This is a genomic window from Metabacillus indicus LMG 22858 (assembly GCF_000708755.2).
Lineage (GTDB): Bacteria > Bacillota > Bacilli > Bacillales > Bacillaceae > Bacillus_P > Bacillus_P indicus.
In genome coordinates this window covers 567,914-594,393 of record NZ_JGVU02000002.1, presented here as the reverse complement: position 1 = coordinate 594,393, position 26,480 = coordinate 567,914, and the positions used below count along the sequence as shown (strand labels likewise).

The following is a 26,480-nucleotide window of genomic DNA, read 5'->3' as shown; positions in this document are numbered from 1 at the left end:
GGGTGCCATGAGAAAAAACATTTTATTTTGTTTATATGACATGGAAATTGGCGGAATTGAAAGAAGCTTAATAAATATGCTGGAAAAATTTGATTATGAAAAATATCATGTAGAACTGCTTATTTTTGAACATAAAGGCGAATTTATGAATCTCATTCCAAAACCAGTAAATATTCTTCCGGAAATTGCTCCATACACTGTATTCAGAAAACCCATCACTCAATGTATAAAAGAAGGTCATACAGCGACATCATTAATAAGAATTATGGTCAAATATGCATCCTTTGTTAAAGCTAAGAAGAATAAACTTAAAGAAGGCTCCGCTTATATACAAATGCAGCTTGCTGTGAAATATTCTTCTTATGTTTTGCCGAAGCTAAAAAAAGAATATGACCTAGCCATAAGTTATGCCTGGCCGCATGATATCGTTGCAAATAATATTTCTGCACATAAAAAAATGGCTTGGATTCACACGGACTACGGCAGTTTAGAAGTGGATCGCAAAGTCGATCTTGCTGCCTGGAAAAAGTTTGATTATATTGCTTCAGTCTCTGAAGAATGTTCGAGATCTTTCTTATCGGTCTATCCATCATTAAATGAAAAAGTCAGATTAATTGAAAATATTACGTCACCAGAATTTATTTCTAGAATGTCAAAATCTGAACAAGCAAATGTAATTAAGGATTCTGATTTTAATTTAATTTCAGTTGGAAGATACTCATATGTTAAAGGATTTGATATGGCCATTAAAGCTCTGAAAATCCTTCATGATAAAGGGTACCCGGAAATCAAATGGTATGTTGTCGGCTATGGGGGTCAAGAAGAAGAACTCAAAGAGTTAATCATTGAGAATAAACTTGAAAAAAGTTTTATCTTGCTCGGAAAAAAAGAAAATCCTTATCCATATATCCGCTCAAGTGACATTTACGTGCAGCCATCAAGGTATGAAGGAAAAGCAGTAACTGTCACTGAGGCGAAGATTTTAGGCAAACCAATAATTATCACTTCCTATCCGACAGCAAGCAGCCAAATAAATCATAATGTAGACGGAATGATTTGTGATATGAGTCCTCAAGGGCTTGCAGATGCAATTGAAACATTATATTTGGATCCTCAGTTAAGAGCAACATTTGTTACTCATCTTGAAGGCCAAGAATACTTGAACTCAAATGAACTAGATAAATTATATGAAATTGTTTAAGTGTGAAGGTGATAAAGAATGTCATTGAAAATTAGCGTGATTATTCCAGTATATAATGCAGAAAAATATCTCGAAGCATGTATTGAATCTTTACTCAATCAAACACTAAAAGAATGTGAATTTATATTTGTAAATGACGGTTCAACTGACAGAAGCAGAAAAATTATTGAAGAAAAATTAAAGACTTCTAAACAAATTAAACTGATCAATCAAAAAAATAACGGTGTCAGTTCAGCAAGAAACAATGGATTAGAAATTGCTAAAGGTGAATATGTGGGTTTTGTTGATGCGGATGATTTTATAGAAGAAGAATTCTACGAAACATTATATAAACAAGCCATTATTAATCAAAGCGATATAATTATTTCAAATTATATTAGTTATAGAAAAGGTGAAGAAAAGGTAATTTGTAATCCATTAAAATTAGATACCATTTATCAAAAGAAAGATATACTAAATGAAATTTTACCCTATTTAATTGAGTCTGATCAATTAAATTCCATTTGGAACAAGGTATATAAAAGAGACATTATTCAACACAATAACATATTATTTCCAAACAATTTGAGTCTTGGTGAAGATGGTATATTTAATATACTTTACTTAAATCATGCAAACTCACTTAAGTATATTAATTATAGTGGCTATTACTATAGGAATGTTGAAGGAAGTGCGACTCGAAATATTATAACTAAAGACTATTTCAAAAGAGAATTAGACATTTATAATAATGTTTTAGTTAATGAACTAAATATAGATAAAAAAACAATAAAATTATTAAAATCCAAAAAACTAGTTAGAAATTCAATATCACTTATACATGAATATTTTTCTCCAAATAACAAAATGAATTTATATAAGAGGTATAGGTTCGTTAAAAAAATTATTAGGAATACGGATTTCATTGATGCATTATCTCAATATTTATTGATTTACTCCAACGAGTTGAACAGATATGAGAAACTATTAATATTTGCAATTAAATATAAATTAATATCGGGATTAAATTTTTTGGTCCTATATAGTTACTATAAAAATAATAAGAGGTGTTAAAAGTGAATATTTTTTTATATGCTCATTCAGGAAGTCCAAATAGAGGTTGTGAAGCAATAGTTCGTTCAACTACAACAATTATAAAAGAAAATATTAAAGGATCAAAAGTCTTCCTTTCATCTTTCAAACCTGAAACAGATCAAATGATCAACAACCTGGATGGAATTTTTGATGGATCGAATTCAGAGATAAGAAAATTTTCAAGAGAATGGCTGATTTCATCGATTCAATTTAAATTATTCAAAGATGACTCATACGCACTTGGAAAAATTCACAAAAAAATAATTAAACAAATTAAAGGAAAGGATGTTTGTCTTTCAATTGGGGGAGATAATTATTGTTATGGAGAACAGCCTGGCTGGTATGAAGTAAATAAGAGAGTCAAAGCTAAAGGAAAAAAATTAGTTTTATGGGGCTGTTCAATTGGGGAAGAAGATCTGTCCAAAAGAAAATTAGAAGATTTAAAGTTATTTGATCTTATATTGGCGAGAGAATCATTAACCTACAATATCTTGACAGATAAAGGATTGAGCAATGTGAAATTAGTGGCAGACCCAGCTTTCACAATGGAGAAAGAAGAGTTGCCACTTCCTAATGGCTGGCAGGAAGGAAATACGATTGGAGTTAACTTTAGCCCTCTCGTATGGAGGAGAAACAAAGGTTCACAAAAAGCAATAAAATCCTTAATTGAACATATTCTTGTCAATACAGACATGACAATTGCATTAACTCCACATGTAATTGATGAAGGAAATAATGACTATGAGATTTTATCCAGTTTTTACAACGATTATAAACAAACTCGAAGAGTCATCCTTTTACCAGATCATTTAAACGCCGTTCAATATAAAGGATATATTGCAAGAATGCGATTTTTTATTGGAGCGAGAACGCATGCTACAATCGCTGCTTATTCAAATTGCGTGCCTACAATGGTTTTGGGATATTCTGTAAAATCAAAAGGAATTGCAAAAGATTTATTCGGTGAAGAAAAGCTGGTGCTCAATATAAACGAACTCTCCAATTCCAAAAAGCTAATAGAAACTTTTGAGGAAATGAAAGCATCTGAAAAAAAAATAATTGCTGAACTGGAAGAGGCTATTCCAAGAACAAAAAGAATGTCCTTCAAAGCGGTAGACTATCTGGCACAAATTGTTGGTAAATAGGAGTTCATATGAAAAAAAATCTATTATTCGTCATTCCTGGACTCGATGCAGGCGGCGGTGAAAAAAGCCTGATTAACTTATTAACTTTGATTGACTATGAAAAAGTTAATGTAGATTTATTATTATTCAATCATGATGGCATATTTATGAGGTATCTTCCAAATCAAGTAAATGTCTTGCCTTTACCTGAAACATTTAGGGTTTTTGCGCTTCCAGCTCATAAGTCAATTATCAAATTTATGTTTAAGAGAGAATTCGATATGGTATATAACAGGATTCTATTTGCTTTTAGAAACAAACTCTCTGGAAACGTTTCAAAAAATGAGCAGTATAGCTGGAAATATGTTTCAAAGTCTTTTCAGGTATTGGATAAAGAATATGATTCAGCCATAGGGTTTCTGGAGAAAACCTCTACTTATTTCTGTGTGGAAAAGGTAAACGCCAACAAAAAAATAGGATGGGTACACATTGATTACAATAAACTAGGCATGGATCCGGAGTATGATATGGAATACTTTAACAAACTCGATCATATCGTAACTGTTTCAGAAGAATGTTCTGTGATCCTAAAAGAAAACTTTCCAAGTCATAAAGATAAGATAGATGTTATTTATAATATAGTTTCTCCTCGAGTGATTTACAATATGGCCGTTCAAAACACCGAGAAAACAACATTAGGATCAAACAATAAAGAAATTTCAATTTTAACAATAGGCAGACTCCATCCCCAAAAGGGGTATGATTTAGCCATTGAAGCATGCCAGCTGCTATGTAAAAAAAGAATTAATGTAAAATGGCATGTTATTGGTGAAGGAGAAGAAAGAAAAAAGCTAGTAAAAATGATTAAGAATAAAAAACTTCAAGATAATTTCATTTTACATGGCCTGGAACCAAATCCTTATCCTTTTATAAAGAGAGCAGATATATATGTACAAACATCTAAATTTGAAGGGAAATCCATTGCAATAGACGAGGCGAAGATATTAAGAAAACCCATAATAGTAACTGATTTTAGCACTGCCAAAGATCAAATAATTGACGGTGTAGATGGGATGATTGTAGATATGGATGCAAAGTCAATTGCAGCAGGAATTGAAAAACTGATTCATGACAAAGAACTAAGAAACATGCTTATTCATAATCTTTCAGAGAAAAATCTGGGAACTGAAGATGAAATTAGTAAGTTTTATAGATTAATAGGGACGTGAATGAAATGAAGAAAATTTTATTTGTAATGAATAATTTAAGTTCAGGAGGAGCAGAAAAATCACTAAGTTCCTTACTAAGTTCCATCGATTATTCTAAATTTGAAGTGGATTTGCTCTTATTTAGAGATGACGGTATATACTTTCAAAACCTTCCTGAAAAAATTAAAATTCTACAAGCACCGGAAAATTATAAATACTTTGACATGTCATTTAAAACTGCTGTGGTAAACAATATTAAACGTGGGAGACTTAATTTGATAGTAGCCAGGATAAAGGCGAGTGTCATATTTAAATTGGAGAAAAATAGAGCGAGGTGTGAACAGCGCGCGTGGAAATACATCGGTCCCACATTTAACGCTCTTGAGAATGAATATGATGTAGCAATTGGATATTTGGAAAAGACTTCAATCTATTACGTGGTAGATTATGTAAATGCGAAGAAAAAGATAGGGTGGATTCATACTCATTATACTAATTCAGGGATGGACCCCAAATTTGATAAACTTTATTTCGATAAATTAGATAAACTTATTGCAGTTTCAAAGGAATGTGCTAATTCTCTAAGAAATACATTTAATGATTTTCAAGATAAGGTTCAAGTGATTCATAATATAGTTTCGCCTAATACTATAAGATTTTTATCGAATATAGAAGCCACTCATAAGAATAAATTATTAACAGGAACTAACAAGATAGTAACTGTTGGGAGATTAGCGCATGAGAAAGGAATTGACTTAGCTATAGAATCGTGTTCCATATTGGTTGAAACTGGCTATGAAATTAATTGGAAAATTATTGGTTATGGAACTGATGAAGAATTATTGAAATTTAACAAAATTATAGAACAGAGAAACTTAATAGGAAAATTCGAGTTAATTGGAGTGAAAACTAATCCATATCCTTTTATCAAAAACTCAGATATTTATGTCCAACCTTCTCGTTACGAGGGTAAATCAATTGCAATAGAAGAAGCCAAAATTTTAGCAAAGCCCATAGTGATTACAAATTTTTCATCGGCGAGTGATCACATTGACCATAAAGAAAATGGTCTAATAGCTGAAATGTCACCAAAATCACTTGCTCAAGCAATTAAGTTAATAATAGATAATGCAGAATTAAAGAATAAATTAATGAATAACCTTTCAAAAAATAATTTTGGAACAGAGTCGGAAATAGAGAAATTTTATAATTTATGCTTAGAAAATTAATGTATTTAATTAAATTTATTTAGGGTGAGCTATGAATAAAGAATATAAATATGGAGCAATTTTATCTTACACTTTGATTTTTTTAGGAAACATTATAGGGATTATTTACACTCCTATAATGTTAAGAATGCTGGGTCAGGCTGAATATGGCCTATATTCACTTGTAGGTTCTATTATAGTAACATTTAGTTTGATCGATTTAGGATTTGGAAATGCTTGTATTCGTTATGTATCAAAATATAGAGCTCTAGGGAATAAGTATGAGGAATTTAACCTCAACGGTTTATTTTTAATAATTAATATTATTCTCTCAATTATTACGATTTTTGTAGGTTTAATTTTTTTCACTTACATTGAAAATATTTTTAGCAACTCATTAACTATTAGTGAGTTACAAAGTTTTAAAATCATGTTTATTATTTTAATCATAAATTTATCTTTAAGCTTTCCCTTATCTATTTTCAGTTCAATAATTACTTCCTATGAAAGATTCATTTTCCCGAAAATTCTCTTGATAATTAGAACCTTGTTAAATCCGATAATTATTTTGTGTATTTTATCATTTGACTATGGGGCAGTAGAAATGGTAATTGCGCATAGTATTTTAAACTTATTCTTCAACCTATTTAACGTATATTATTGTGTAATTTATTTGAAAACAGCCTTTATGTTTAAGAGTTTTAATAAGAAGTTGATTAAAGAAATCTCTATCTACTCTCTTTTTATTTTCATAGGTATTATTGTTGATAAAATTTATTGGTCTACCGGCCAAATTGTATTAGGAGTTTATTCGGGTACACTAATCGTATCTATATACGCAATAGCCTCTCAATTTAATATGTACTACATGCAATTTTCAACTGCAATATCAGGAATGTTTTTACCAAGATTGACAACTATGGTTACTAATAAGACGGATTCCGTAAATTTAACTGACATCTTTATAAAAGTAGGAAGAATACAATTTTCAATTATAGCATTGGTATTCTTATTATTTTTACTATTTGGTAAGGAATTTATTGGAGTTTGGGCTGGAATTCAATATACAGATGCTTATGTAATTGCTTTAATTTTGATTGGGCCATATACAATTCCTCTTATCCAAAATATAGGCCTTTCTATACTACAAGCAAAAAATTTACATAAGTTTAGATCCAGCATACTTTTATTAATTGCTATAGGTAATTTAATTATAAGTATACCTCTTATTAAAGGGTTTGGTGGAATTGGTGCTGCAACTGCAACAGCAATTTCAATGATTATTGGTAATATATTTATAATGAACTTTTACTATCATATAAAATTGAAGATAAATATACCGAAATTTTGGTATGAGATAGGATCTATGTGTGTACCCATGTTACCAGTGCTGTTATTTGGAATATTATTAAACTCAATATTACCAGTAGGAATTTTGTGTTTAATAATAAAGATTCTATTATTTATATCACTTTATTGTACAAGTGTATATTTTTGGGGGTTGAAAAAATATGAGCAAGAATTATTATCAAGCCCGTTTAGAAAACTATTTAATATAATTATAAATTTTAATAAAAAGGAACTTTACTTTAATAAAGAATTGTAGGGAAGTGTTTATTATTAAATATTTTCTTGATATTTTAATTGTACTAATTCTTATAACAATCCTATTTATATTCATAATTATTATTTCAATTTTAGTAAGAATTAAACTCGGATCACCTATACTTTATGTACAAGTTAGACCAGGTCTAAATCATAAACCATTTTCTCTTTATAAATTCCGTACAATGACGGATGAAAAGGATGAAAATGGTTTTTTGCTGTCTGACGAAGTGAGATTAACATCATTTGGGAAATTTTTAAGAAAATACAGTTTGGATGAATTGCCTCAGCTTTTTAATGTGTTAAAAGGTGAACTAAGCTTAGTTGGTCCAAGGCCATTGCTTATGGAGTATCTGCCGCTTTATACAGAGGAACAGGCAATGAGGCATCAAGTTAAACCCGGTATAACAGGATGGGCTCAGGTTAATGGCAGAAATGCTATTTCATGGGAAGAAAAATTTGAACTGGACGTATGGTATGTGAAAAATCGAACTCTTCTGCTGGACATGAAAATCTTATTTCTTACTTTTAAGAAAGTAATTAAGTCAGAAGGAATTAATCAGACAGGTTTTGCAACGGTTCAAAAGTTTAAAGGAGCAGCTAATGAGTAATTTAATCAAGCTGGCATTAATTGGTGACGGAGGTCACAGCAGAGTTGTAAGGGATATTATTAAAGAACAAAACAAATATCAGTTTGCCGCGATATTGGACGATAAGTTCGATGAAGCGGAAGAAAAGGATGGAATTTTCTATGGGAAGATTTTTGAATATGAATATTTAATGAGAAGATATCCTTCCATATCGTTTTTTGTGGCTTTAGGAGACAATGGCGTACGCGCAAGGATTGTTAAACAATTAAGTATAGATGAAAATCAGTATGCAACACTCCTTCATCCTTCCGCCATTATAAGTTCCTCATCTGAAGTAGGTCCAGGATCAGTAGTGATGCCCGGCAGTATCATTAATGCTAATACGAAGATTGGCAACCATGCAATTATTAATACGGGTTCTATCGTTGAGCATGACAATAGTCTTCAGGATTATGTGCATATCTCGCCTAATGCAACATTAACTGGCGGAGTGTCAGTAAGAACCGGTTCACACATCGGAGCATCTGCCACTGTTATTCCTAATAAAACAATAGGAGAGTGGGCCATTATTGGTGCGGGATCTGTGGTGATTAATGATATTTCAAACCACAGAACAGCAGTAGGAAATCCCGCAAGGTATCTTATTAGTGATAGGAAGGAGAAATTCAATGAGAAAAAGAATATATTTGTCTCCTCCGCACATGAGCGGAAATGAACAAAAGTACATCAATGAAGCATTTGAAAGCAACTGGATTGCCCCTCTTGGACCTAATGTAGATTCGTTCGAACAGGAAATGGCAAGCTATACTGGTTCTGGAGGCGCAGTAGCATTGAGCTCTGGCACAGCAGCTATCCATCTGGCACTAAAGTTATTGGGAATTAAAAGAAACGATTATGTCTTTTGTTCGTCTCTTACATTCGTGGCAAGTGCCAATCCAATAGTATATGAAGGGGCCAACCCAATATTCATTGATTCAGAACCTGAAACCTGGAATATGTCGCCAGAGGCATTAAAGAGCGCTTTTAACGACGCAGAAACAAACAACCAATTACCTAAAGCAGTCATAGTAGTCAACTTATATGGCCAAAGTGCAAGAATGGATGAAATCAGTACTATTTGCGAGCATTATAACGTTCCAATCATAGAAGATGCCGCAGAGTCACTTGGTTCAAGCTATAAAGGGAAGAAAAGCGGAACCTTCGGGCATTTTGGTATTTATTCATTTAATGGAAATAAAATTATCAGCACTTCAGGTGGGGGAATGCTCGTTTCAGATCACATTGACCTCCTTGAAAAAGCAAGATTTCTTGCAACTCAGGCCAGAGATGCAGCACCTTATTATGAACATAGCCAGACGGGGTACAACTATCGCTTGAGCAATCTGCTGGCAGGTGTTGGCCGTGCACAGCTAGAGGTGTTAGAAGACCGGGTTCAAACAAGAAGAGAGATTTTTTTGAGATATGAAGATGCCCTATGTAATCTCCCAGGTATTGAGCTTATGCCAGAACTGACCAGTACGAGGTCAAACAGATGGCTTACAGCTATGACGATAGACAAACAAAAATTTGGTTTGGGTGCAGGTGAATTAATAGGTTTGCTGGAAAAAGAGAACATTGAAGCAAGACACGTGTGGAAACCGCTACACATGCAGCCTTTGTTTAAACATGCTGCGTTTTATTCTCATCATGTTGAGGAAGTTGTATCTGAAGATCTATTCAACAGGGGAATATGTCTTCCTTCTGGTTCTGCAATGACGATTGATGAACAGATGTTTATCATAGACTGCATAGTATCGGCAGCGGTTTCAGGAAAGGCAGCAGGTTGAAAAAAATAAAACGAACTCAAACATCTTATTTAATGTGAGATGTTTATTTGCGTTTGTAAAAGGAGATGCATAAGATGAAAATTCTGATTACTGGCGGGGCTGGTTATATCGGTTCTCATATTTGTGTAGAGTTATTGCAGGAAGGTTTCGAAATCGTAGTTGCTGACAATTTTTCTAACAGTCATCCTGAAGCATTAGATCGTGTTCAAAAGATTACTGGCAAATATTTTCCCGTGTATAACTGTGACTTGACTATTAAAAGTGAGCTGGAACTTGTTTTTTCTGAGCAATCTATAAATGCCGTTATTCACTTAGCAGGATTAAAAGCTGTTGGAGAATCAGTTACTGTCCCGTTGAAATATTACCAAAATAATTTAATAAGCACACTAAATCTATGTGAAGTAATGAATACTTACAATGTCTGTAGTCTGGTTTTTAGTTCATCTGCAACTGTGTACGGAGCAAATGAAAATGCACCGCTTACTGAAGAACTGCCGCTGCAGGCGACTAATCCATATGGAAGAACCAAATTAATGGCAGAAGAAATTCTTAAAGATCTTCAAGCTTCCAATGAAAAATGGAGCATATCCATTCTCCGCTATTTCAATCCGGTGGGGGCTCACAGCAGCGGGCTGATAGGAGAAGATCCAAATGGAATGCCAAATAACCTGGTCCCGTATATATCTCAGGTAGCCATAGGAAAACTCCAGGAGGTTAAGATATTCGGAAATGATTATCATACACATGATGGTACTGGTATTCGTGACTACATCCATGTAGTAGACCTTGCTCAGGGACATGTTAAGGCACTTCAAAAGACACTCGCAGCTCATGGAGTACATTGCTATAATCTTGGGACAGGAAACGGATTCAGTGTATTAGAGGTTGTGAGTCAGTTCCAAGAAGTAGCCAAAAAGCAAATTCCATTTAGTATCACTGAGCGGAGAAAAGGGGATATTGCCGTCAGTTTTGCAGATCCGGCAAAAGCAGAAATAGAATTAAAATGGAAAGCTTCGAAGAGCCTTAAAGAAATGCTTGAAGATACTTGGAGATGGCAGGTGAATAATCCTCAAGGCTATAAATATCCTGTAAAAACCATTCATAGTTAAATTTCATTTATTTACTCAAAAATATATTGTGTTCTTTTTAAAAGTGTAGTAATGTTCTCTATATAGAATGAATTAAGAGTTATTTGATTTAATTAAATTAAAGTAGTAGTAATTTATAGTGAAAAAATAAGTATTATAAAATCTTCTTGTTCTTTATTAAGAATAAAATATTTGTCTAAGGGGTATTTATGAGTGCAATTGCAGGGATTTATCACTTTAATAACAATTCAATAAACAATGATCAGATAAATCTTATGATGAATGCATTCCAGCACTTCCCCTCCAATTCAAGCAGGGTCCTGGTGAAAAATCATCTTTTTATGGGCTGCCATGCTCAATGGATTACACCTGAATCGGTGGGGGAAGTTTTGCCCTACTATGATTCTGATAAGAAACTGGCTATAACTGCAGATGCCATTATTGATAATAGGCAGGAGCTATTTGATTTATTAATGGTCGATAAAATAAATCGAATTAGTATGACTGATAGCGAAATAATTTTACTTGCATATGAAAAATGGGGGGGGAATGCACCAAAATACTTAATTGGAGAGTTTGCCTTTTTGATTTGGGATGAAAGAACTGATCATCTCTTTGGTGCAAGGGATTTTTCAGGAAGCAGAACTTTCTATTATTCAAATAATGAAAATTCTTTTTTATTTTGCACAACAATTACTCCTTTGTTAAAAATTAATGGTTCTAATAAAAAAATGAATACTGACTGGATGGCAGAATTCTTAGCAATCCCAGGAATGAATGAAGCAGTTAGTATGGATTTAACTGTATATAAAGGTGTTTTTCAACTTCCTCCATCCCATAGCATCATTATCAAAAATGGAAGCGTCAATACACAAAGGTATAGCAATTTAAGTAACACACAAAAACTCAGATTAAAATCAAGTGAAGAATATGTAGAAGCATTTGAAGACGTCTTTAATAATGCAATAAAATCCAGGTTACGTACTCATCGTAATGTTGGTGCTCACTTAAGTGGAGGGCTTGACTCAGGTACTGTAGTAAGTTTTGCAGCAAATCAATTACGAGAGCAGAATAAACAACTTTTTACATATAGTTATATTCCACCAAAAGATTTTAAAGATTGGACACCCAAATCACTACTTGCAGATGAATCAACGTATATTAGATCCACTATAAATCATGTAGGAAATATTGTTGCAGATTATGATTCGTATCCAAAACACCCTTTACTAGAAATAAAGCAGTGGCATCAGACCATGGAAATGCCATATAAATTCTTTGCAAATTCTAATTGGATAAGAGGTATCTTTGAAAAATCAAGCAGCAATGATATTGGTATTCTTTTAAATGGAGGCAGGGGGAATTTAAGTATTTCGTGGGGCCCAGCATTAGAATACTATGCATTATTATTGAAAAGGATGAGATGGATAAAATTATTTAAAGAATTAAATTTATATAGTAGAAATATTGGAGGTAATCGTTTAAGGCTTGTACCGGTTTTAGGGAAAATTAGCTTCCCTTTATTAAACTTTAATGAGTCTAACACTTTAAAAGAAGAATCTTTAATAAACGATCAATTTGCAAAGGAAACTTTCGTATTTAATAAATTGGAAGAAAACGGATTATTTTTGAATAACAATAAAATATTTGATTTTCCTAATTCAAGAATAAGACACTTTGAGCAATTATTCTCATGGAACTCTACTGGCACACTTGGTACTAAACTATCTTTAGAAAATGCGTTATGGAAAAGGGACCCTACAAATGATTTAAGAGTCATTAAATTTTGTTTATCAACACCAATTGACCAGTTTGTTCGAGAGGGTATGGGTAGGGCCTTAGTCCGAAATGTTTCAAAATCATATTTGCCGGATGAAGTTAGGCTAAACCAAAAGGTAAGAGGCATTCAAGGAGCAGATTATATACATCGCTTAAAACCACATTGGAAAGAATTTGAAAACGAGCTGTATAAAATTAGCGATGATAGTGTAATGTCTGAGTTAATTAATATGAATTTATTTAATGCTGCATTTAAAAAAATTAAGAATAATCCAAGACTAGAATACTCTTATGACCGTGATTTTCAAGTATTAATTAATAGTTTGAATGTATTTTATTTTATTAAAAGGCATTTTTGAAAGGAGGTGAAATAAATGAAAAAATGGGAAACACCTAAACTAGAAATTCTATCAGTTCAAGAAACATTAGCAAGCCAAAACTGGGGAAAATATGATGAAGGCTACAATGAAGATTTAGGCGAACAAGGTCAAATCGGAATTCATCATGGCTCTTAATATTATTTCTTAGAATGCTTAGAACCTTTATATAATGTAACAGCTATATGGAGGTTCTGAGAATCTTTATAAGGAGTTGTAGCGGATGTATGAAAATAATTTAGCAAATAAATATAAAGCATTTGGTTTTAGTTTTTCAAGTGATATATTATTTCCAGAGTTGAGAGACTTAGTTTCTCTAGGAGGAAATCAGATTGATATTGAAATTAGATATGCTGATTTATTCCAAGAGTGGTCAGAAAACGGGGAAATCTTTAATAGATATATATTTACTAAAGATAATGTAATGTTCCGACTACCTGATCTAGGGATTTTTTTAATTAAAGGAGGTCGTCAAATTCTTGTCTCACCAGATAAAAATGCAAGTTTAGATCAAATTAGATTATATGTATTAGGTACGTGTATGGGAGCTGTATTATTACAAAGAAAAATACTGTCTTTGCATGGTAGTGCAATAGAAATTGATGGGTCAGCTTATGCAATTGTTGGAGAATCTGGTGCTGGAAAATCAACTTTGGCAGCAAGTTTTATTAAAGAAGGTTATAAACTTCTTTCAGATGATGTTATACCAGTTGTTCTTTCTGAGAATGATCTTCCAGTTGTAATACCATCATACCCTTCTCAGAAATTGTGGGAAAACAGTATTAGAGATTTAGGAATGGATGCTACTCTGTTCAAGCCTATCTATAATAGAGAAAAAAAATATTCTATACCAGTAAGTAATTTTTCTTATAAAAATGTTCCGCTTAGAGGTGTATTTGAACTAACTAAGACAAGTTCGGATAATATCTCTTTATCAAAGTTGTCAGGGTTGGAATGCTTTAAAACTTTGACACAACATACATATCGAAATGAATTTATTAGCAAAATGTGTTTAAATGAGTGGCATTTTAAGACAAGTTCATCGTTTCTAACAACTATTAAACTTTACAAATTATCTCGACCAATAAATCGTTTCTCCGCGGAGCAATTAAGATCTTTAATAATAAATACTATTTCAAAGGAGATTAACAATGATCAATACTATGAAAATCAATATGTCTAGCCAAGTAAAGCAGAAAGAGGGCAATATTGTCAGCAGAATGAATGATGAAATAGTAATGATGAACATAGATAAGGGTAACTACTATAATTTGGGAACAGTCGGGGGAGAAATATGGAATAAAATAGAACATGAATGCAATGTATCAGAAGTTGTTTCTCATTTAACTTCTATATACGAAATAACGAAGAAAAAATGTGAAGTAGAAGTTATCGTTTTTTTAAACAAACTTTACAATGAGGATCTAGTAGAAATAATTAAGCACTAATGATGGGAATGACTAATCCGTGAAAGTTAATTCATTTTTATCTTTGAATAGAAATATGCGAGTTTTATTAATTGAATCCTTCATCTTTTTAGGCTGTGCAAGAATCTTAAAATCATTGCCATTTTCCAAAGTTGCTCCTTTGTTAGGTGAAAAAATGCAAGAAACATATTATGAAATTGATTTAAAGAACCTAGAGGAAGTAAAAAATATAACAAATGCTATTTATATTGCAAGTAACTATACTTTTTGGGAAAGCAAATGCTTAGTGAGAGCCATTGCAGCGATGAAAATGCTTGAGAGAAGAAATATTGAAAGTACTCTATATTTGGGGACAAACAAGGATTCCGACGGTAATCTAGCAGCGCATGCGTGGCTTAGGACAGGTAATTACTATGTAACTGGAGCCTATGAAATGAAAGATTATACAATGATAGTCAAATTTGCAAAAAAAATAAGAAAGAAAAATATTAGGTGACTTTATGAATAATGATTATCTGTTAGATTTTAAAAATTTGTCTGATGAGCTAATGCTAATTATTAACCTAATTAAAAATGAAAACAATAACAATAACAATAAATATGACATAAGTAGTGAAAGGCTAAAAAAAATTAAATGGGATCACTTCATAGAATTATGTATGCATCATCGCATATACCCCAACTTATCCTCTGTAATCTTTGCTAATCCAACCATTTTTCCTAACAAAGTGAGAAGAATTATAGAAAATAATTATAAAAGTAATACGTTACTAATGCTTCGTTATTGTGCGGAAATGAGAGATATAAGCAAATTGTTTATTTCTAATAATTTGAAAGTTTTGTTTCTTAAAGGTCCGTTTTTAGCGAAGGATTTATATGGAGACATTTCATATAGAACCTCAAGTGATATTGATATTTTGGTGGACATTAAAAACTTACAAGAAGCAAAAGAGTTATTAATATCTAATGGTTATCTGCAAACAGAGAATTTTCCAACCATTTTAAATGATTGGAAGTGGAGACACCACCATATAAACTTTCAACATGAAGAAAAGAAAATTAAAATAGAAGTGCATTGGCGCCTTAACCCTGGACCTGCAAAAGAGCCAGATTTCCTTCATCTATGGTCTTCAAAAAGAAAAAGTGAAGTATTGGATTACCCTATATATTGTCTTGGAAGAGAACACTTATTCATGTTCTTGCTTTCCCATGGCGCAAGACATGGTTGGTCTAGATTGAGATGGCTTTTAGACATTGAAAAAATTATGAAACAAAATATAGATTGGGAAAATTTGTTGAGATTATTGAAAGAGTATCAGTATTTACATTTACTAGGAAAAGTATTAATTTTGCTAAATCAAACCCTTAACACTCCTATACCGGATAAGTGTAAATTTCTACTTACAAGAGATTCATTTGAACTTTCCAAGAAAACTTTGTTTTATTTTGAAAATATAGTAAATTTACATTCGCCCCCTTTGTCAGAAGAGGTAAATAAATATCATTCTTCATATTTATTTTCAATCAAAACGTTAAAACACAAAATATATTTTTTAATTAGCTGTTTATTTCCATATCCAAAAGATAAGGAATTAATTGTATTGCCTTCTCGTTTAGACTTACTATATATACCTTTGAGGCCAGTTACGTGGGTGATCAGAAAGAGAAGAAAAATAGTTTAAATTAAGTAGGTGTGAAAAATGATATATTTAACACATTTTCTAAGGCAACTGAATAAAAATGCGGGAAAGTCACTGTACGTTTGTTTTGTTGGAATGATTATGATCAGCATACTTGATAGCTTAGGAATTATACTTATAATACCTTTATTCATTGCGACAGGACTTTTTGATAAGATAGACAATCAAATAGTTCCTCTGTCAAATTTCTTTAACTTTATTAAATCTCTTCCTTTGGAACATAGCATAATAATATTATTAGCATTATACATCTTAATAATATCTTTACAGAATATTTTCCAAAGGCATCAAACATTATTAAGTGCAAGGATCCAACAAGGCTTTCTGAGACATTTAAAAGAAGAAACTTATAAGGGATTACTCAATACTAACTGGAGATTTTTGCTCTCTTATCGAAAGTCTGATATTTTAAACATTATGACTTCTGAAATTAGTAAGGTTAGCGGAGGTACACATTTTTTTATTCAATTTATGGCATCTTCTTTGTTTACTTTTGTACAAGTAATAATAGCATTTCTAATTTCTCCGCAGTTGACATTTCTAGTGGTTTTCTTTGGTCTCATATTGAGTTTCTTTTCAAAAAAATTAATAAAAGAATCTAAAAATCTAGGCTCTGACACATTTGAACTATCTAAGAAATATTTTGCAGGTGTGTCAGATCAAATTAACGGAATTAAGGATATAAAAAGTAATAATTTGGAAGGGGTCCATTATATTTGGTTAGAGAGTATTTCAAGAAAGATGGAGAGAAATATTAATGAACTTGCAAAAGTACGTGCAAACTCTCAACTAATCTATAAAGTTTCTTCAGCTGTATTAATAGCTCTCTTTATGTATTTTTCAATTACCATATTTTTCTCTAAAACTGCAGAATTAATGCTAATACTACTTATTTTTTCAAGGTTATGGCCAAAGTTTACTGGTATTCAGTCAAACCTTGAACAAATTGCTGCTACTATTCCCTCTTTTAAAGCATTAATGCTTTTTCAGGGTAAATGCAAAAATGAAATAGAAGTAATTTCCTTAAATGAACGGGTTGATAAACGATTATTTCTTAAAGATGGCATAAGATGTTCAGATGTTAGTTTTAAGTATAAAAACGATTCCTCAAATTATGCATTGAAGAACATCAATCTTTTTATTCCAACGAACAAAATGACAGCAATCGTAGGCCGCTCCGGTGCTGGAAAAAGCACTCTCATAGATATATTAATGGGCCTTATGACTCCTCAGGAAGGAGAGGTAACCATTGATGGAGAGCCTTTAAATGAATCAAATCTAATTAATTTTAGACAAACGATCAGTTATGTTCCTCAAGATCCTTTTTTATTTAATACGACCATTAGAGAGAATCTCCTTTTAATTTCACAGGATGCAAAAGATGATCAAATGTGGGAAGCTTTAGAATTTTCTTCAGCAGCAGAGTTTGTTAAAAAGCTCCCAAATGGCTTGGACACTGTTATTGGTGACAGAGGAATCAGACTCTCGGGAGGGGAAAGGCAAAGGCTGGTTTTAGCAAGAGCTATTTTAAAAAAGCCTTCTATTTTAGTCTTAGATGAAGCTACTAGTGCTTTAGACACTGTGAATGAAGCCAAAATACAGGAATCATTAATGAGATTAAAAGGTAAGATGACGATTATTGTTATTGCACATAGAATGTCAACTATTAAGAATGCTGATCAGGTAGTCGTTTTAGAGAATGGTCAGCTTATTCAAAACGGAGGATTTAAGCAACTGTCTCAAGAAGGGAAAGGTATGTTCCATCAGCTGCTTGGAAACCAGATAAAAGTTCATTCTTAAGACACTCCTAACAAGAGTGTCTTTTTACCTGTTCGACTGACGTTTTTTAGTGTAGTTAGTCCAATCAGCTCGCGCAATTTGGCATATTTTATACAAACTACACTATTAATGAAAGGATAGTCGGTATGTATTTAATAGAACTTGCAAGGTGGAATATCGTTCAAGGATTTCCTGTTAAACCATATGTAAATGCTGATTATATAAAAGCTGATGCGAATATTCAAGGAATCAACAATGCGTTGCAGTTTGCAAAAAATAACGGGTATTCAGGAGCTGTTTTGCCTAAGGGAAACTATGCAATTTGCTACCCGAGGGTAATAAAAATGCTTAGTAACTTTACACTTGATCTAAATGGATCAACACTCAAAGTCATTTACGATTCTGACAGGAAATCACCATTTGATACTAGAACAACGGCCGACTATTATAATTTTAAAGGGAACAGCATTGAATTTGATAATGTAGAGGATGCCCATTTAAAGGGCGGAACTATTATTGGATGCAGAGATGACCGCAGCTTTGCCAATGCTGCTCAGGAAAGAAGGATGGAGCACACATATGGAGTAGTTTTTACCAAAAGTACAAGGTATTCTTCCATCAGAAACTGTAAAGTCAGAGATTATATGGGTGACAATGTTACGTTTTCCAGCACTTCAGTCAGGGATTTGGCAGAGTTCAACTTAGGACTGACTTTAAATAATCTGGATTACACAACAGGTCAGCCAATTACCTCGACTAATACTCTAGCATCTTCGTTTATTGGAATTCCTTCTGATGCAGAATTTTCTTCATTTCTAATTGCCGGGGCAGGTTATTCAAGATTGACGGCTTTAACAAGTAAAGATGTGGATATCTTTTTTTACAAGGCTGACAATTCTTTTATTGGAGTACTAAAGAAAAGAAAGATTTATCAGGACATTTCAATCCCAAACAATGCAGTTAAGATGAGATTCGTCTTTTTTAACGAAACAAATCCGATGAAGAATATGCAAATCACGCTCAAATTTGGTTTAATTCCTCATCATAACGTTGTCGAATACAATGAAATCTTTAACGGCCATAGAGGGGGCATTTCGCTCGGAGGGAGTTACAATGTCGTTCAGCATAATACCATTCGCGATAACGGAAAAGGAAGCAACAGTTTCCTGGATGGAAAACCCATCTTCAGTGATCCAACGAGATATGGGATAAACCAGGAAGATTCATACGGAGATAATTGTGTAATTAGAAACAACTTAATCTATGGGAGCAATAATGGCATTTTAGCAGGCTGTTACTCTATTTTTATAGAAAACAATCATATTTATAATATGGATGGAATCGGAATAAACTTATACAGTTTATTATTTGCCAATGTAAAAGGAAATATCATTTACAATTGTACAACCAACATTGGATTAATGACTTCAAATTTCTCAAATACTTATGTAAACATTCAGGAGAACAGCTTTACTGGGGGAAATCTCTCATTTTTTAATAATTCTTCCTATCAAATAAACTTTACTGATAATAATCTTGTAGACATTTCAAACATTAACATGGGGCTAAACAAAACCAATAATGTATTTAAAAATAACCGATTAAAGTTTTTGAGTATGACTGGTGCACCATCGATCACTGCAAACAAGATTGAAGGCTGCATTTTTGATTCTTCAGTATCAAGAGATTTCACATTAAGAGTATATAATTTCGAAAATTGTACTTTTAATAATTTGAAATTAACAGTTCAAACAGTAAATGGAACAACTGTCAGTGAAAAAGTTATGATTGATAATACAGCGTTCTACAACTGCTCTTTAATCAATCTGGTTTTTGGAACTAGGGACAGAGAGCTGTACCTCTCAAACTGCCTTCTTACCGACACCATAATAAAGGCTGGAAATATAAACAGTGCCGGTTTCCCTTCTAAAACCTACTTGGAAAAGTGTGAAATTGTTTCAAACTCCCTAAATTATCTTTTCGCCACTGACTTTAACCAGCCAAGCGGATTAATAAAAGTGTCAAATAGTCAAATTACAATTAAAAATCCCTCATTCTCTTATTTTATTCACCACGATAAGCCAGTCGTTGCATCAGTTTTCACCTTGTTTTTGAAAGATTCCGAAATGATATATACAGGCGGAGGATCAAAAACAATCTCCTATTACAACTTTGTAAAACCAATGATTAATTTTATTCTAGGAGACAACGTGTTTACAAACATTACTTTGCCGGCAGGGGATTCGGGCGTCCTAATTAATTATGATGTTGATGACACTTTCAAGACAACTGCAGCTCTAACTCCTGATGGCAATAGTTATACTGCAGTTATTAATCATAATCTGAGAACTAAAGAGTTATTTATACAATGTTTGTCGCAGGGGAATGTAATAGTAATCCCTGTTATTACAATGATATCGGAAAATTCGTTTCTCGTAAGATCTGATACGAGTACACCATTGTCGATAACGGTTAAAAAAGTTTAGTGAAAAAACACTCACATCATTTGTGAGTGCATTTTTTTAGGTATTGATATCTCCTGTCTCTCCCAAACCAAACAAAATCCACCCAATCCAAATATACCTTCAAACTCCTGTAGTCACGATCCCTGATTTTTTCATATTCCCACCATTTACCGTAATTGTTATTCACCTCATAGGAATCAGTCAATGAACATTTGTTAAATAGTCTTCTGGTAATGTTTAATGTTCTTTGAACTCTTTTCAAAGTTCCATCTTTTTTAGCCTGCCTGTAGAGATCTGCTACGTTTAGTTGATTCTCTAAGGACTGTGTCATTTGCAGAATATCAAGAAAGTGCCTTAACGAGTCAAGGTTGTGGCGCCAGGCGTGCAGGACCATTAGGTAAAATGTATGCTGATGGGAGAGATGCTTAATGTACCGATGTGGAGAAATGGGTATTGATGACTCCCAAAAGGTATTTATGTCGAAACTGGATGTGTTTTCTTTTAATATGTCCCAATGGATTTCAACTTGCAGCGGGATTGGGGAGCCAGGTAGGTGTTTAAAATAGCTGCAATGGAAATGATTTTTAGGTCCACCCGATTCAAGTGTGAATCCGGACAATCTTAGAATACCGTCAATTTTTTTTAAATCTTTTTTTCGTACCAGCAAATCGATATCAGATGTTGATCTCGCTGCCAAATGGCCAAAGTATGTTTCTGAAAAGTAGACACCTTTTAATGGAATGGTTTCGATTTGCTGATCTTCAAAGCGGCACAGTATTTTTTCCATTTGACTTTTTAGAAAAAGGTTCTGAATAAATGCAGCAATACTCCCTTTTTTCAAAAATTGCACGAAAAAAGCGGGTGTATCCTCTAAGTATTCCTTCCTATTTAACAGTGCATAGATTTGGGGCTCGATTGAAAAATGCTGAATATCGTTCTTAAGTTTGTGGTAATTGAAGTCGTTCTGTCTCAATAAAGAGTCGTTGTATATGGATTCTATAAATGGAATAATCATGTGAACTTCATCCTTATGAAATAATTTGCCTAGCCAGCGGATACTCTTCCACTGCATTCTGAGTACCCAGCAGTCGTTTATACATCCCAGGTATGGATGATAATTCTTGATGTGTTCCGCTCTGAACAATTTTGCCTTTTTCCATCACAACGATTAAATCAGCATGCTGGATAGTTGAAAGGCGATGGGCGATGATAAGAGTTGTTTTGTTTGGCATGGCTAGTAGTGCTTGCTTTATATATTCCTCACTCTCAGTGTCCAAGGCTGAGGTAGCTTCATCGAGAAGCAGGATAGATGCATTTTTTAATATGGCTCTTGCAATAGACAGCCTCTGTTTTTGGCCCCCGGATAAGCGAACTCCTCTTTCCCCGACTTCCGTTTCATATCGATCTGGCAGTGACATGATAAATTCGTGTATATTGGCAGTATTTGCTGCTTCAATCATTTCTTGTTCTGTTATTCCACTTCTGCCAAGAAGGAGATTGTCTCTTATTGTGCCCGAAAAGAGAAAGGTTTCCTGAGCGACAAAAGAAAATGCCTGTCTAATCTCAGATTTATTCAGTTTGCAGAAGGGTATATCATCCAGCAGGATTTCTCCGCCCTGTGGCTCGTAAAACCCTTGTATGAGCTGAAAAAGAGTGGTTTTTCCCGCTCCGCTTGGCCCGACTATTGCAACTGTTTTTCCCGCTTGGATGTTTAGTGAGAAGTCTTTAATAACTTCCTCTCTTTCATATGCAAAACAAATGTCTTTAAGCATGATAGCGCCACTAAATCGTGATTGCTCCAAGACAGTATCATGGCTTTCAAGTAGCTCACTTAAAACGGCAGATAGTCTTTCTACGGCTGTTGCAGAGCTTTGAAAGTTTCCCCATGTACCTGCCAGACCTGTCAGAGGAGAGATTAAGTGCTGCATAAGAGTGACGAATGTCAGCAGCGAACCAACTGTCATCATAGATTTAGAGACGAAGTATGCTCCAAGACATAGGCCAGTTACATAGGTAATAGAAGTAATAGCCTCTCCTCCTATATAAAACAAGCCCCGTAATTTTGCATTTTTCATCTCCAGATGATAAAGAGCACGATTAGATTGATGCTGCTTGTGAGCCATTTTTTTCTCGAGAAGAAATGAACGGATGACCGGCATTCCTTGAAAAATATCGTGCAGGGAGCTGTTGATGCTGCTTATTTGATGAAACATCGTTCTGCTGTTGTTTCTAAGCAAAATCCCAAAAAATCCTCCAACGAAAATGGCTGCAGGAATGACGGCAAATCCAATTAAAGACATTTGCCAGTTAATTTGAAACATATAAACAGTTACAGCAATAAAAGTTAAGGGCAGCTGAAGAAGGTAAAGCAAGTTGCTGCCAATGACTCCTTCTGTGCTTTGAATGTCATTAGTAAAATGTGTCATCAGGTCGCCAGTGCGCATACTGTTCATTTTTGATGGGGACATATGGAGAATATGAGTCAGGACTTTGTCCTTTAATTCTAATTTTATAATATTGATGGTCTTGCTTTCTAAAATCGTGTAATAATAAGAAAGAGTCAAACTCGCAGTTAATAATCCAATACCTGAAGGAATAAGCCATTTAAATAATTCCATCCTGTTTTGAACAGCGGCATCGGTCATTGTTCCGAAAAACCATGCAAATCCAAGCGTTAAAAAAATTTGTAAAATCGTTATTGTAAAGAGTGCGAAATAAGAGGCTTTGTACTTTATAAGATACGGGCCCAAAAGAGCAAACGTCCGTTTGATGTCTTCAATTAAGAACATTTCTTTAAAAGTTATAAGCCTATTAAACATACGAGCCATCTCCAAGCTTTCTCCTCAATAAAAACCTAAAAAACCTTGCAGTTAAATGTGTGGATGAAACGGCATAGCCATAAGATTTCGGAAAGAATTGATTCATATGGACAATCATTTTTTTCTTCTTAATGGCGATCAATTTTCCGATGATGTGTCCTTTTTGCACGGGCGAATCCATGCATTCGTTTGTGTCGCCCTTTAAAAAATAGTGATCTTTTTTTTTCTTATAATAGCGATGAGCAACTAATCTTCCTTCCGCCGTATGAAAAAGCAGGATTTCCCCTTTTCTGACGGTTTCAAATGCACCAAATCTGCATACATCGCCTCTCCGTATAAAAGGATACATACTATATCCTTCAGATGGCAGCTCAATCCATCCTTGATTCTCAATGGTCCTTTTTAATAAAACAATCGTTGTTTCATTGACTTGCATGTTCAATCAGTCCGCATGAAGTTAATTCATCAAGAAATAGTTGAATGTCTGTTTCTGTGTAGTGTGCGGATAGCGTCCTAATAGATTCTAATAATACATCTGCTGAAGTCTCTTCCTTTAAGAGTGACCAGCAGAGTCCGCCGCTTTCGTTCAGTTTAGTAACGGTAAAGTTTTCAGTATGTAAAATAATCCATTCTCCGTCCACTTCAACTGTTTCACAGTCAGGCGTCTGCTTATAGGTTATCGTCATGATATCATCTCCCAAAATTGGTCGTTTTTTTGAAAATAGAGGTCGAAAATTTCAGTTTGATTAACAAGGTCCTTTAACATGGTTAGTATTCTTTTTGTTTCTGATTTTTCGCTTGGCCAGTAAAAGACTTTATCAAAAAGTGCCATCAATGCAGCTGATTTTGAAATCTGATTCCGCTCAATAACTAGAGACTGATGAATCAGGTTGATGCTTTTTAATTCAGCAAATGGAACTAGTGCAGAGTCATGCAGCTCGCTTCTGAATGGAGAATCAAAAGCTGTTACTTGAGCGGCATCAATCTTCAGAACAGTCGCTTCATCCGAAAAGAGAGGACGCGGATGGGAAAGCATGGCAGCCGTAGATTTTCCGGCGCCGGAATGGCCCGTGAAAATGTGAGCGTGATTTTTTTCCAAAACACAGGAAGAGTGGAGAAGTATACCCCAGTTTTTATGAACGATATATGAACTGTATAAGTTCATAAGTGCATGCTTTAATGCAAGTTCATCGTAAACTGAAATTTCCGCATAGGAGTAGGAGGGGTCTGCAGTAATTTTGTAATCTGCCCGTTTAAAAACAATTTGTTTCTCATTTTTCATGACTTTCACGTCATAATTGAGAAATGGTCTTCCGTATCCTTTGCAGATAACCACATTTGTATCAGCTGACTTTCCGTCTGCGCATGTTTTAAATTGTTTTTGAAAAAATGCAATCAATGAATAATCATTAAATTGAAATGAAAAGATGTGTTCCCCAATAACTTTATTTAAATGGACCATTATGATTCTCCTTAGGGAAAAAGGTCAAACAAGTTGACCTTCTCCTTAAACTCAATTACTTTCCTTTGCCTTTTCCCTTTCCATTACCTCCACCATTACCACCATTGTGAGGTCCTGTATATGGAGGATTTGGATAGTTAACCCCACCATTGCCCGTTCCTGGATGGTTCAGATTTCCATGACCCTTATTCCAGCTTTGTGCTGTTTCAAACACGATTGGCTGATGGCTTACTACCATTGGACGATTAGATGTGCTCATGATTCATACCTTCTCCCGTTATCTTCTTTATAAAGAACAAAAGAGGTGAGTAATCTCAGCAAAGACTGCTTCATCCAGCATTTAGTTCTTTATAACTATCATTATAGTTCTTTTTAACGTACAAATAAAGTCCTATTAAAGATTTTAATTTTAAAAAAATTCTACAGAATGATAGAATCCGCTAAAAGTTTGACCATTCAATCAAACATCTGCTACATTAGATCATATAATCGAATCTTTGGAGGCATGTTCCTTGAATCGTTACCCGTGCTCTGTGTTTATCATGGATATAAGAAATTCTTCTTTGGAAGGCAAAGGAAAAGAACTATCTGCCTATTTGAATAAAATCACTTCCTGGCTGTCGGAGTGGACTGGTAATCAGGCAATTGTAAAGCATCGCAGGGGGGATGAGGTGATTTTCATATCGGAGGGGTACGCTTCGGCGTACGCGGCTGCACATTTTCTTAGTGTCTGCTGGACGAAGGCGGAGCACCCGCCGTATTTTGGTCTTTCGTTTGGCGAGGTTGACAGCAGGGCTGCAGATCTTAATGTAGAAACGTGGATACATCCGCTGATGAAGCAGGCCAGAGAGGCGAATGATGAACTGAAACGTGAAGGTGCAGGAAAAGCCCAGTTTGCGTTCCGCTTACGTGATGATCTGTATGAAACACAGCTGCTCTTAAATTCTCTTCTGGAAGTCAGGCATACGCTCGTTAAGGACCAGACGGACCTGCAGAAGAAAGTGTATACTCTAGTGGAAATTTACCGTCAGCAGCGGAAGGCTGCTTCGATGCTGAGCAAGTCGCCATCGACAATTTCCAGCCATTTTAAAAAGGGAAAAGGGGAGGAGCTGGTGATGATTTTCAAAAATGTCACGGCTGTTCTTGATTCTATCGAACATAAGGCATTTGATGATTGGTCAACTGACAAGCTGATAACGTCAATTCGCTCAAGCTTGCAGAGTTCGTCATCCGAATGGTTTTCGAAAAGGGAGGGGGATGAAAGCGTATGATTGTACTCAGTCTTATTCTGGCCCATTTAACGGCTGATTTTCTGCTGCAGACTGATGCGCTGGTCAGGGAAAAAAGGAAGTATTTAAGGAAGCATTTGCTGCACCATACGTTACTTCTCCTGCCTGTTTTGCTATGTTTCTGGCTAACCGAATTCGAGATGGCAAATCCGGTGAAGAATGTTGTTCTGCCATTGGTTTTTATTATCGCTACTCATGGTGTCATAGATTTTCTTAAGCTGAAACTGCTGGACGGGACGACTGACAAGCAAAATATGAAAAATCTTTTCTATTTTCTTGGTGATCAGTTTTTGCATCTTGCCATGATTGTGTTAGGATGTTCGTTCTTTTTAAATGTATCCTTCAGCGCAATTGCCGAAAAAGGAATTACGCTGATAACGGAGAAATCTTCACTGAGTGTACCGAACGCCCTTTAATTTATTGCCATTATCCTAATTGTTACTACCAGTGTAAGCGGTC

26 protein-coding genes are annotated in these 26,480 nt (G+C 34.1%); 20 read left to right on the top strand and 6 right to left on the bottom strand.

Annotated features, from left to right (window positions below; all coding sequences use genetic code 11):
- Positions 1-7: 7 nt before the first annotated feature.
- The 18 genes from AZ46_RS06135 (at position 8) to AZ46_RS06055 (ending at position 20,472) form a co-directional block, all read left to right on the top strand.
- Positions 8-1,201 carry a glycosyltransferase gene (locus AZ46_RS06135; RefSeq protein ID WP_029280903.1) on the top strand — a complete coding sequence of 398 codons (1,194 nt, stop codon included), beginning with the start codon at positions 8-10 and terminating at the stop codon, positions 1,199-1,201.
- Between the two features lie 18 nt (positions 1,202-1,219).
- Positions 1,220-2,254, top strand: coding sequence for a glycosyltransferase (locus AZ46_RS06130; RefSeq protein WP_029280904.1), 1,035 nt, complete (start codon positions 1,220-1,222; stop codon positions 2,252-2,254).
- 2 nt (positions 2,255-2,256) lie between these two features.
- Complete coding sequence (locus AZ46_RS06125; protein WP_029280905.1) at positions 2,257-3,420, top strand: polysaccharide pyruvyl transferase family protein; 1,164 nt, start codon at positions 2,257-2,259, stop codon at positions 3,418-3,420.
- 8 nt (positions 3,421-3,428) lie between these two features.
- A complete protein-coding gene (locus AZ46_RS06120; RefSeq protein ID WP_029280906.1) occupies positions 3,429-4,628 on the top strand; it encodes a glycosyltransferase in 1,200 nt (399 codons plus the stop codon).
- 5 nt (positions 4,629-4,633) lie between these two features.
- The gene (locus AZ46_RS06115) at positions 4,634-5,836 is read left to right on the top strand and encodes a glycosyltransferase (protein ID WP_029280907.1); all 1,203 of its coding nucleotides are present in this window, start codon (positions 4,634-4,636) and stop codon (positions 5,834-5,836) included.
- Positions 5,837-5,867: 31 nt separating this feature from the next.
- Entirely contained in the window at positions 5,868-7,421 is a 1,554-nt protein-coding gene (locus AZ46_RS06110; RefSeq protein ID WP_029565758.1) for an oligosaccharide flippase family protein, read from the top strand.
- A 13-nt stretch (positions 7,422-7,434) separates the two neighbouring features.
- Positions 7,435-8,031 (top strand): sugar transferase, encoded by a 597-nt coding sequence (locus tag AZ46_RS06105; protein ID WP_029280909.1) that lies wholly within the window; start codon positions 7,435-7,437, stop codon positions 8,029-8,031.
- Positions 8,024-8,725 (top strand): acetyltransferase, encoded by a 702-nt coding sequence (locus AZ46_RS06100; RefSeq protein ID WP_051827132.1) that lies wholly within the window; start codon positions 8,024-8,026, stop codon positions 8,723-8,725. The genes AZ46_RS06105 and AZ46_RS06100 overlap by 8 nt, the downstream gene beginning before the upstream one ends.
- Positions 8,679-9,836 (top strand): aminotransferase class I/II-fold pyridoxal phosphate-dependent enzyme, encoded by a 1,158-nt coding sequence (locus AZ46_RS06095; protein WP_029565757.1) that lies wholly within the window; start codon positions 8,679-8,681, stop codon positions 9,834-9,836. The genes AZ46_RS06100 and AZ46_RS06095 overlap by 47 nt, the downstream gene beginning before the upstream one ends.
- Positions 9,837-9,910: 74 nt before the next feature.
- Positions 9,911-10,945 (top strand): UDP-glucose 4-epimerase GalE, encoded by a 1,035-nt coding sequence (galE, locus tag AZ46_RS06090; protein ID WP_029280912.1) that lies wholly within the window; start codon positions 9,911-9,913, stop codon positions 10,943-10,945.
- A 188-nt stretch (positions 10,946-11,133) separates the two neighbouring features.
- Positions 11,134-13,062, top strand: coding sequence for an asparagine synthase-related protein (locus tag AZ46_RS06085; RefSeq protein ID WP_029280913.1), 1,929 nt, complete (start codon positions 11,134-11,136; stop codon positions 13,060-13,062).
- A 15-nt stretch (positions 13,063-13,077) separates the two neighbouring features.
- Positions 13,078-13,218, top strand: coding sequence for a paeninodin family lasso peptide (locus AZ46_RS21715; protein WP_139015478.1), 141 nt, complete (start codon positions 13,078-13,080; stop codon positions 13,216-13,218).
- Positions 13,219-13,303: 85 nt separating this feature from the next.
- Positions 13,304-14,263 (top strand): phosphoenolpyruvate carboxykinase (ATP), encoded by a 960-nt coding sequence (locus AZ46_RS06080; protein ID WP_029280914.1) that lies wholly within the window; start codon positions 13,304-13,306, stop codon positions 14,261-14,263.
- Complete coding sequence (locus AZ46_RS06075; RefSeq protein ID WP_029280915.1) at positions 14,232-14,528, top strand: lasso peptide biosynthesis PqqD family chaperone; 297 nt, start codon at positions 14,232-14,234, stop codon at positions 14,526-14,528. The genes AZ46_RS06080 and AZ46_RS06075 overlap by 32 nt, the downstream gene beginning before the upstream one ends.
- A gap of 55 nt (positions 14,529-14,583) precedes the next feature.
- On the top strand, positions 14,584-15,003 hold the full coding sequence (locus tag AZ46_RS06070; protein ID WP_051827190.1) for a lasso peptide biosynthesis B2 protein: 420 nt from the start codon (positions 14,584-14,586) through the stop codon (positions 15,001-15,003).
- Positions 15,004-15,007: 4 nt separating this feature from the next.
- Positions 15,008-16,189 carry a nucleotidyltransferase domain-containing protein gene (locus tag AZ46_RS06065; RefSeq protein ID WP_029280917.1) on the top strand — a complete coding sequence of 394 codons (1,182 nt, stop codon included), beginning with the start codon at positions 15,008-15,010 and terminating at the stop codon, positions 16,187-16,189.
- Between the two features lie 18 nt (positions 16,190-16,207).
- Positions 16,208-18,007 (top strand): ABC transporter ATP-binding protein, encoded by a 1,800-nt coding sequence (locus AZ46_RS06060; RefSeq protein ID WP_029280918.1) that lies wholly within the window; start codon positions 16,208-16,210, stop codon positions 18,005-18,007.
- Between the two features lie 125 nt (positions 18,008-18,132).
- A complete protein-coding gene (locus AZ46_RS06055; protein ID WP_139015477.1) occupies positions 18,133-20,472 on the top strand; it encodes a right-handed parallel beta-helix repeat-containing protein in 2,340 nt (779 codons plus the stop codon).
- 16 nt (positions 20,473-20,488) lie between these two features.
- Here the strand turns inward: AZ46_RS06055 and AZ46_RS06050 are convergent, their stop codons facing one another.
- Genes AZ46_RS06050 through AZ46_RS06025 form a run of 6 tightly spaced genes read right to left on the bottom strand, consistent with a single transcriptional unit; the run spans position 20,489 to position 24,991 of the window.
- Entirely contained in the window at positions 20,489-21,466 is a 978-nt protein-coding gene (locus AZ46_RS06050) for a nucleotidyltransferase family protein (RefSeq protein ID WP_051827130.1), read from the bottom strand.
- A gap of 13 nt (positions 21,467-21,479) precedes the next feature.
- Positions 21,480-23,279, bottom strand: coding sequence for an ABC transporter ATP-binding protein (locus AZ46_RS06045; protein ID WP_051865288.1), 1,800 nt, complete (start codon positions 23,277-23,279; stop codon positions 21,480-21,482).
- Positions 23,263-23,706 carry a S24/S26 family peptidase gene (locus tag AZ46_RS06040; protein WP_051865283.1) on the bottom strand — a complete coding sequence of 148 codons (444 nt, stop codon included), beginning with the start codon at positions 23,704-23,706 and terminating at the stop codon, positions 23,263-23,265. Before AZ46_RS06040 ends, AZ46_RS06045 begins: the two co-directional genes overlap by 17 nt.
- Positions 23,693-23,956: a PqqD family protein gene (locus AZ46_RS06035; RefSeq protein ID WP_029280923.1), complete on the bottom strand. Its 264-nt coding sequence runs from the start codon at positions 23,954-23,956 to the stop codon at positions 23,693-23,695. Before AZ46_RS06035 ends, AZ46_RS06040 begins: the two co-directional genes overlap by 14 nt.
- Positions 23,953-24,732 carry a hypothetical protein gene (locus AZ46_RS06030; RefSeq protein WP_029280924.1) on the bottom strand — a complete coding sequence of 260 codons (780 nt, stop codon included), beginning with the start codon at positions 24,730-24,732 and terminating at the stop codon, positions 23,953-23,955. Before AZ46_RS06030 ends, AZ46_RS06035 begins: the two co-directional genes overlap by 4 nt.
- 55 nt (positions 24,733-24,787) lie before the next feature.
- The gene (locus AZ46_RS06025) at positions 24,788-24,991 is read right to left on the bottom strand and encodes a hypothetical protein (RefSeq protein ID WP_029280925.1); all 204 of its coding nucleotides are present in this window, start codon (positions 24,989-24,991) and stop codon (positions 24,788-24,790) included.
- A gap of 253 nt (positions 24,992-25,244) precedes the next feature.
- Between AZ46_RS06025 and AZ46_RS06020 the strand changes: the two genes are divergently transcribed.
- Both AZ46_RS06020 and AZ46_RS06015 read left to right on the top strand, forming a co-directional pair.
- Positions 25,245-26,003, top strand: coding sequence for a hypothetical protein (locus tag AZ46_RS06020; RefSeq protein WP_029280926.1), 759 nt, complete (start codon positions 25,245-25,247; stop codon positions 26,001-26,003).
- Positions 26,000-26,437 carry a DUF3307 domain-containing protein gene (locus AZ46_RS06015; protein WP_029280927.1) on the top strand — a complete coding sequence of 146 codons (438 nt, stop codon included), beginning with the start codon at positions 26,000-26,002 and terminating at the stop codon, positions 26,435-26,437. Before AZ46_RS06020 ends, AZ46_RS06015 begins: the two co-directional genes overlap by 4 nt.
- Positions 26,438-26,480 lie beyond the last annotated feature (43 nt).

What these genes read in the sequence shown, in the direction of transcription:
- AZ46_RS06135 (WP_029280903.1), top strand. Translation starts at nt 8, where the DNA reads ATGAGAAAAAACATTTTATTTTGTTTATATGACATGGAAATTGGCGGA.
- AZ46_RS06130 (WP_029280904.1), top strand. Translation starts at nt 1,220, where the DNA reads ATGTCATTGAAAATTAGCGTGATTATTCCAGTATATAATGCAGAAAAA.
- AZ46_RS06120 (WP_029280906.1), top strand. Translation starts at nt 3,429, where the DNA reads ATGAAAAAAAATCTATTATTCGTCATTCCTGGACTCGATGCAGGCGGC.
- AZ46_RS06115 (WP_029280907.1), top strand. Translation starts at nt 4,634, where the DNA reads ATGAAGAAAATTTTATTTGTAATGAATAATTTAAGTTCAGGAGGAGCA.
- AZ46_RS06110 (WP_029565758.1), top strand. Translation starts at nt 5,868, where the DNA reads ATGAATAAAGAATATAAATATGGAGCAATTTTATCTTACACTTTGATT.
- AZ46_RS06100 (WP_051827132.1), top strand. Translation starts at nt 8,024, where the DNA reads ATGAGTAATTTAATCAAGCTGGCATTAATTGGTGACGGAGGTCACAGC.
- AZ46_RS06095 (WP_029565757.1), top strand. Translation starts at nt 8,679, where the DNA reads ATGAGAAAAAGAATATATTTGTCTCCTCCGCACATGAGCGGAAATGAA.
- galE (WP_029280912.1), top strand. Translation starts at nt 9,911, where the DNA reads ATGAAAATTCTGATTACTGGCGGGGCTGGTTATATCGGTTCTCATATT.
- AZ46_RS06085 (WP_029280913.1), top strand. Translation starts at nt 11,134, where the DNA reads ATGAGTGCAATTGCAGGGATTTATCACTTTAATAACAATTCAATAAAC.
- AZ46_RS21715 (WP_139015478.1), top strand. Translation starts at nt 13,078, where the DNA reads ATGAAAAAATGGGAAACACCTAAACTAGAAATTCTATCAGTTCAAGAA.
- AZ46_RS06080 (WP_029280914.1), top strand. Translation starts at nt 13,304, where the DNA reads ATGTATGAAAATAATTTAGCAAATAAATATAAAGCATTTGGTTTTAGT.
- AZ46_RS06075 (WP_029280915.1), top strand. Translation starts at nt 14,232, where the DNA reads ATGATCAATACTATGAAAATCAATATGTCTAGCCAAGTAAAGCAGAAA.
- AZ46_RS06070 (WP_051827190.1), top strand. Translation starts at nt 14,584, where the DNA reads ATGCGAGTTTTATTAATTGAATCCTTCATCTTTTTAGGCTGTGCAAGA.
- AZ46_RS06065 (WP_029280917.1), top strand. Translation starts at nt 15,008, where the DNA reads ATGAATAATGATTATCTGTTAGATTTTAAAAATTTGTCTGATGAGCTA.
- AZ46_RS06060 (WP_029280918.1), top strand. Translation starts at nt 16,208, where the DNA reads ATGATATATTTAACACATTTTCTAAGGCAACTGAATAAAAATGCGGGA.
- AZ46_RS06055 (WP_139015477.1), top strand. Translation starts at nt 18,133, where the DNA reads ATGTATTTAATAGAACTTGCAAGGTGGAATATCGTTCAAGGATTTCCT.
- AZ46_RS06050 (WP_051827130.1), bottom strand. Translation starts at nt 21,466, where the DNA reads ATGATTATTCCATTTATAGAATCCATATACAACGACTCTTTATTGAGA.
- AZ46_RS06045 (WP_051865288.1), bottom strand. Translation starts at nt 23,279, where the DNA reads ATGGCTCGTATGTTTAATAGGCTTATAACTTTTAAAGAAATGTTCTTA.
- AZ46_RS06040 (WP_051865283.1), bottom strand. Translation starts at nt 23,706, where the DNA reads ATGCAAGTCAATGAAACAACGATTGTTTTATTAAAAAGGACCATTGAG.
- AZ46_RS06035 (WP_029280923.1), bottom strand. Translation starts at nt 23,956, where the DNA reads ATGACGATAACCTATAAGCAGACGCCTGACTGTGAAACAGTTGAAGTG.
- AZ46_RS06030 (WP_029280924.1), bottom strand. Translation starts at nt 24,732, where the DNA reads ATGGTCCATTTAAATAAAGTTATTGGGGAACACATCTTTTCATTTCAA.
- AZ46_RS06025 (WP_029280925.1), bottom strand. Translation starts at nt 24,991, where the DNA reads ATGAGCACATCTAATCGTCCAATGGTAGTAAGCCATCAGCCAATCGTG.
- AZ46_RS06015 (WP_029280927.1), top strand. Translation starts at nt 26,000, where the DNA reads ATGATTGTACTCAGTCTTATTCTGGCCCATTTAACGGCTGATTTTCTG.